The sequence below is a fragment of the Caldisericum sp. genome (assembly GCA_022759145.1).
Lineage (GTDB): Bacteria > Caldisericota > Caldisericia > Caldisericales > Caldisericaceae > Caldisericum.
In genome coordinates this window covers 1-5914 of the sequence record JAEMPV010000007.1, presented here as the reverse complement: position 1 = coordinate 5914, position 5914 = coordinate 1, and the positions used below count along the sequence as shown (strand labels likewise).

At 32.6% G+C, this 5914-nt stretch carries 4 protein-coding genes and 1 pseudogene; all 5 read left to right on the top strand.

Going from position 1 to position 5914, the window contains the following annotated elements:
• Positions 1-42: 42 nt before the first annotated feature.
• The 5 genes and pseudogenes from rfbD (at position 43) to JHC30_00340 (ending at position 5438) form a co-directional block, all read left to right on the top strand.
• A pseudogene (gene rfbD / locus JHC30_00360) lies at positions 43-906 on the top strand (dTDP-4-dehydrorhamnose reductase).
• Positions 899-1900: a dTDP-glucose 4,6-dehydratase gene (rfbB, locus tag JHC30_00355; GenBank protein ID MCI4462614.1), complete on the top strand. Its 1002-nt coding sequence runs from the start codon at positions 899-901 to the stop codon at positions 1898-1900. Before rfbD ends, rfbB begins: the two are co-directional and overlap by 8 nt.
• Positions 1901-1910: 10 nt before the next feature.
• On the top strand, positions 1911-3011 hold the full coding sequence (locus JHC30_00350) for a glycosyltransferase family 2 protein (protein ID MCI4462613.1): 1101 nt from the start codon (positions 1911-1913) through the stop codon (positions 3009-3011).
• Complete coding sequence (locus JHC30_00345; GenBank protein MCI4462612.1) at positions 3012-4319, top strand: oligosaccharide repeat unit polymerase; 1308 nt, start codon at positions 3012-3014, stop codon at positions 4317-4319. It begins immediately after the preceding gene.
• A 42-nt stretch (positions 4320-4361) separates the two neighbouring features.
• A complete protein-coding gene (locus JHC30_00340; GenBank protein ID MCI4462611.1) occupies positions 4362-5438 on the top strand; it encodes a glycosyltransferase in 1077 nt (358 codons plus the stop codon).
• The last annotated feature ends 476 nt before the right edge of the window (positions 5439-5914 follow it).

The following is a 5914-nucleotide window of genomic DNA, read 5'->3' as shown; positions in this document are numbered from 1 at the left end:
TCCTCCTTTTGTTTTTTTTGAGAGGAACGTTAAGGTGACCCAATGAAAATTATTTTACTTGGTAGTAATGGGCAGTTAGGCAAAGAGTTTGAAAGGTATTTGATAGAAAATACTAATGTTGAATTGCACTCTTTTTCTCATAAGGAACTCGATATTTTTGATTCGCAGAAACTCGTTAATAAATTTCAGGAGATTTCCCCAGATGTCGTTATTAATTGTGCAGCATATACCAAAGTCGACCAGGCAGAGAAGGAGCAGACTCTTGCTTATCAAGTCAATGCAATTGGAGCGAAAAATGTTTCTTTTGCTTCCTTTAAGGTAAATGCAAAGGTTATCTACTTCAGCACTGATTATGTTTTTGATGGCTTGAAAAGTGCGCCATATAATGAATTTGATAAACCTAATCCTATATCAGTGTATGGAAAGTCGAAGCTTCTTGGAGAAACTTATACAAAGGAACATAACCCAAACCATCTTATTTTAAGGATTTCCTGGCTTTACGGAATTAATGGTTCAAACTTTGTGAAGACAATAATAAGACTTGCAAAAGAAAAAGGAGAGTTAAGAGTTGTAAATGACCAGGTAGGAACCCCTACTTATACACTTGATGTTGTAAGACAAACTTGGAAACTTATTCAAGAAGATAGCATTGGTCTTTATAATGCTGCAAACATTGGTCAAGCAACCTGGTTTGAATTTGCAAAAAGAATTATTGAGAAATTGAAACTTAATGCAAAAGTTGTGCCGATTAAAACGGAAGAATTTCCTACATTAGCAAAGAGGCCAAAATTTTCAGTGCTTGACAATTATTTGTTTGAACTTGAAAATAAGAATATAATGCGAAAGTGGGAAGAGGCATTTGACGAATTTGTAACAAATTATAGGGAGGAATTATTAGATGAGTAAAAGAATTTTGGTAACCGGTGGTGCGGGATTTATTGGATCAAACTTTACTCATTACCTATTTAAAGAACACCCAGATTACGAAGTTATAAACCTCGATAAACTTACTTATGCAGGTAATCTTGAGAATCTTAAAGGTGTGGATGATAAACCTAATTATCATTTTGTAAAGGGTGATATTGGAAATAGAGAACTTGTAGAATATGTTTTTGAAACATTTAAACCAGAATATGTTGTGAATTTTGCAGCAGAATCACATGTTGATAGAAGTATTGAAGGACCAGAAGTATTTATAAGGTCAAATGTCTATGGCACTCAGGTTTTGCTTGATGTTGCAAAAGAATTTTGGAGTAAGAATAACATGTTTGATTCGGCAAGATTCCTTCAAATTAGCACTGACGAAGTTTATGGCTCTTTACCTTTGGAAAGCACCGAAAAATTTACTGAAGAATCACAACTTAAGCCCAACAGTCCTTATTCTGCTTCGAAAGCTTCTGCAGATTTATTGGTAAGGGCATACTATGTAACTTACGGAATGCCTGTGTTAATAACGCGTTCCTCAAACAATTTTGGCCCAAGACAATATCCGGAGAAACTCATTCCTTTAATGATTACCAATGCATTGCAAGGGAAACCCTTGCCAGTTTATGGAGATGGTCTCAATGTAAGGGATTGGTTATATGTGGAAGATAATTGTAGAGGAATCGATGTCGTGTTGCATAAAGGAAGGATTGGAGAGGTTTACAATATTGGTGGTGGGAACGAGTGGAAGAACATAGACCTTGTAAATCTGATATGTGAAACTCTTGCTGAATTGACAAATAAACCAGTTGATGAATACAGGAAACTTATTACCTTTGTAAAAGATAGACCTGGACATGATAGAAAGTATGCACTAAGCATTGAGAAAATAAAGACAGAATTCGGATGGATGCCTGCTATCGATTTTAAGATAGCAATGAAAGAAACTATTAATTGGTTTATTGAAAAATTTTGAATGAGGTAAAGTGAAAGTAACAATAAATAGCTTAAGCATGGATTCGAATGTTTTTCCTAAAGTTGCGATAATAATATTAAACTGGAACGGCTGGAAGGACACTGTCGAATGCCTTGAGAGTGTTTACAACCTTGGTTATCCAAACTATCAAGTATTAGTTGTCGACAATGGTTCTACAGATGATTCAATTGAAAAAATAAAGGCGTGGGCTGAAGGAAAAATTCAATTGAAATCAAATTTTTTGGAATACGACTCATATAGTAAGCCAGCAGGGATAATTGAACTTAAAAGAAAAGATTTGCAATTCAGCAACGGAAATGAGTCTGAACAAAATTATAAAAATTTAATGGTGCTTATCCTTAATGAAGAAAACCTGGGCTTTGCAAAGGGGAACAATGTAGGAATTAGATATGCGATTGAAAGGGGATTTGACTATGTGTTTCTTTTAAATAATGATACCGTTATTCCTCAACAATCTTTTCTTAATGAAATGATAAATTTTATGGAAGAAAATAAAGAGATTGGAGTTAGCGTTCCCTGCATTTATTACTATAACCAACCAGATAAAATTTGGAATTGTGGAGGGAAGTTATTACCCTTTGGCTGGAGAAAATATTTCACATCAAAGAATATATGCAATTCCAAGAGAAAATATCTTAATATCTCGTTTGCTACAGGATGTGCGTTGCTTATTAGAGAAAGCATTTTAGAAAAGTATGGAGTGCTAACTGAAGATTTTTTCTTTGGAGAGGAAGATTATGAGTTTAGTATGCGTATGAAGAAGAATAAAATGAAAATGGCTTGTGTATTAAATGCAAAGATCTATCATAAACTTGGTAGTTCTGTTAATAAGCTAAGCGAGAGAAAACTTAAACTTGCTTTTATTCATCATCTAAATCGTTTGGTTCATCTTAAGAAATACTATCCTAAAATTTTGTGGAAATTGTATAGAGTATATGCTCTCATATATATCTTTTTGATGCTAAGAGTTAGATATAAAGTTAGTTATAAAGATGCGTTCCGTTATCTAATGAAGCTTAGTAAGGAGTCGGATAACCTGTCGAAAGTGGATAAAAAAACTTTCGATAATATCCTTAGAGGAGACTTGTAAATGGTCATTATATTTGCGTTTATTTCATTTGCTTTAATGTATATTGATTATAAGGAAACCGGATCTTTGTTCACCCCGTTTACGGTTGTCGTATTTCCAATTGTCATGTTAAGTTTATACATAGAATCTATTGGAAGAATAAGAGGTTATTACAACATCACTTTAGATGCTTATGTTTTTTTGCTGCTTAATTTCATCTTCTTATGGTTACCAGGCCAATTATTTTTTTTAGCCACTTTTGGCAAACTAAGATTTAAAAATGGATTTGAACACGTTAAAAATTTTGTCCAAAAGAATGCCGTTTTTTTGCTATTTCTTTTATGGGTTGCTATAATTGCTGGCTTATTAGATCTTTTCTCATTTATCCATCAATATGGGATTGCTCTTATTACGAGTGCAATCTTTAAACAAGCTTATGGCAGGGGTATTCTGGGACATTTAGTAAACTTAGGTTACCCTAGTTTTTTACTTTTAGCGTCTTATATACCCTCGCAGGTTAACAAAAAAATTGTTCTTTGTTCTATATTTTTAATGGCGTTTGTTATTTTCGTCTCTCAGACCAAATATCATCTTATTATTCCTTTGGCTACGATTTTAATATTAAAATCATTCACAACAAAGAAGAAAGGAATTACTTATAAAAACTTAATTCTCGGAGGAATATTAATATCTTTAGTATTCTTCGGTACATATTTTTTTATGTTTGCGGTTACATATGGGTACAGTCAAGCTTTGTCTTCTGTGTATTTCATACTCAATCATTTTGAGCGCTATATTCTGTCTGGTCCTGTTGCTTTGGGGCAATATTTAGCACATTATAACCAAATTTTTAATTTAGAAGATTTGCTTAATGTACCTGTAAATATATACCGATGGATAGGTGGTCTCAAAGAATACAATATTTCGTTATGGACTCAACCGTGGGTACAGATTTCAAAATCAGATACTACCAATGTTGGCACAATGTTTGGTACCGTTTATCTGGCTTTAGGTTACTGGGGTACATTGTTCTTCTCGTTAATTTTAGGAATTATTTCGTATGCAATATATTACATTACTCTGAAAACAAAGAAGGTTAGTTGGATACTTTTGAATTCTTGGTTACTTGGTACTTTAAGTGTAAGTTTTTTTGGTTATCATTTCCATTTGTTGTTAATATGGGAAGTTGCTTTTTATTCTTTGGTGATTCCATTTTTGTCCTCTATACTTGATCAAATTTTATTGCGAAACAGAAAGATTATTTACAAATATAAGATTAACCCACCAAACAAGAATCATGAACAAAATGGGAGTGTTTCAAAACTTTAAAATGGGCATTTTGATATCTGCACCCTTAAATAAGGAAGTTTTATGAAAATTTGTCTCTTAGCACCTGCAAATAGTGTTCATACTTTAAAGATTGCTTATAGCCTAAAAGAGAGTGGTAATGAGGTCCTTGTAATATCCTTTCATAAGCCTTTGCCTAAAGATGTTGATGCTTTATACTTTCCTCCGATCATCTCTCCTTTAGGAAAACTTAATTATCTACTACATATTCCTAACATAAAGAAAATAGTTGAACAATATCACCCTGATGTTTTGCATGCTCATTATGTTTCCAGTTATGGACTTGTTGGGGGCTTATTGAATTATCATCCATTTGTAGTATCAGTTTGGGGGTCAGATATTTTTGATTTTCCTAAGAAAAGTTTCTTACATAAATATTTTGTGAAATATGCCCTCAAAAAGGCGGATTTTATCCTTTCTACAAGCAGTATTATGGCAGAAGAAACCAAAAAGTATACTGATAAAGAAGTTTTTGTAACGCCTTTTGGTGTTGATTGTGAGAAGTTTAAACCAATGTTTGAACTGAAGCCAAAAGATAAAATTATAATTGGCACTATAAAAGCCTTAAAACCTAAATATGGAATTGAGTATCTTATCAGGGCATTTAAAATATTAGTAGACAAATATCCTTATTTACCTTTAGAACTTCATATTGGAGGAGAAGGCTATTTGAAGGAAGAATTAGAAAAATTAGTAAGATCTCTAAATATTGAGGACAAAGTAAAATTTCTTGGTTTTATTCCTCATGATGAAGTTCCAAAGTATTTCAATATGTTTACTGTATCTGTATCTGTATCTGAGAGTGAATCATTTGGGGTTGCGGTTTTAGAAGCGGAGGCTTGTGGAATTCCTGTGGTAGTTTCTAATATTGGCGGTCTTCCTGAAGTAGTTAAAGATGGAGAGACCGGATTTATTGTTCCTCCCAAGGACCCCGGAGCTACTGCTAATGCTATAGAAAAAATTGTGTTAGATGGACATCTTAGAAAAGAACTTTCAGTTAATGCAAGAAACTTTGTTTTAGATAAATATAACTGGAAAGAAAATTTCAAACTAATTATTAAAATCTATGAAAAAGCCATAGGGGAAATAGATAATGTTTAACAAAATATTTGGATTTTTAATCATTATGCAATAACTCAGGTCCTTCCTGGAGGAACAAGACATTTTGATTTTGGAAAAGAGCTAGTAAAGAGAGGTTTTATGGTAAAATATCTTTGGAAGGGCATGAAATGAGTACTATTGTTTATTACAATATGGGCTTTGGTAAAATATGCTATAAGATATTCTCATATTACATGGCAAGGGAATTTTTGGCAGAAGATTAGGCTATATTTTCCAAATGAATACGATAGGAAAAACTGCGAAGTTTTTTACAAATAATACAGGTGGATTACAAAAAACGGAAGAGGATGCTAAAAATTATCTTTTGTGTATATAATAATTGGGAGAACAAAAGGATGAAATCGATTAATTTATATGAGGAGTTCTTGAAATGAAAATTGTCTCTGTAGTTGGTGCAAGATCGTAATTTATAAAATCAACTTTAGTTTCTAAGAAAATCAAGTATGGAAGAAATT

Bases quoted from the DNA above. Each gene is read 5' to 3' on its own strand.
- JHC30_00340 (MCI4462611.1), top strand. From the start codon at position 4,362: ATGAAAATTTGTCTCTTAGCACCTGCAAATAGTGTTCATACTTTAAAG.
- JHC30_00345 (MCI4462612.1), top strand. From the start codon at position 3,012: ATGGTCATTATATTTGCGTTTATTTCATTTGCTTTAATGTATATTGAT.
- rfbB (MCI4462614.1), top strand. From the start codon at position 899: ATGAGTAAAAGAATTTTGGTAACCGGTGGTGCGGGATTTATTGGATCA.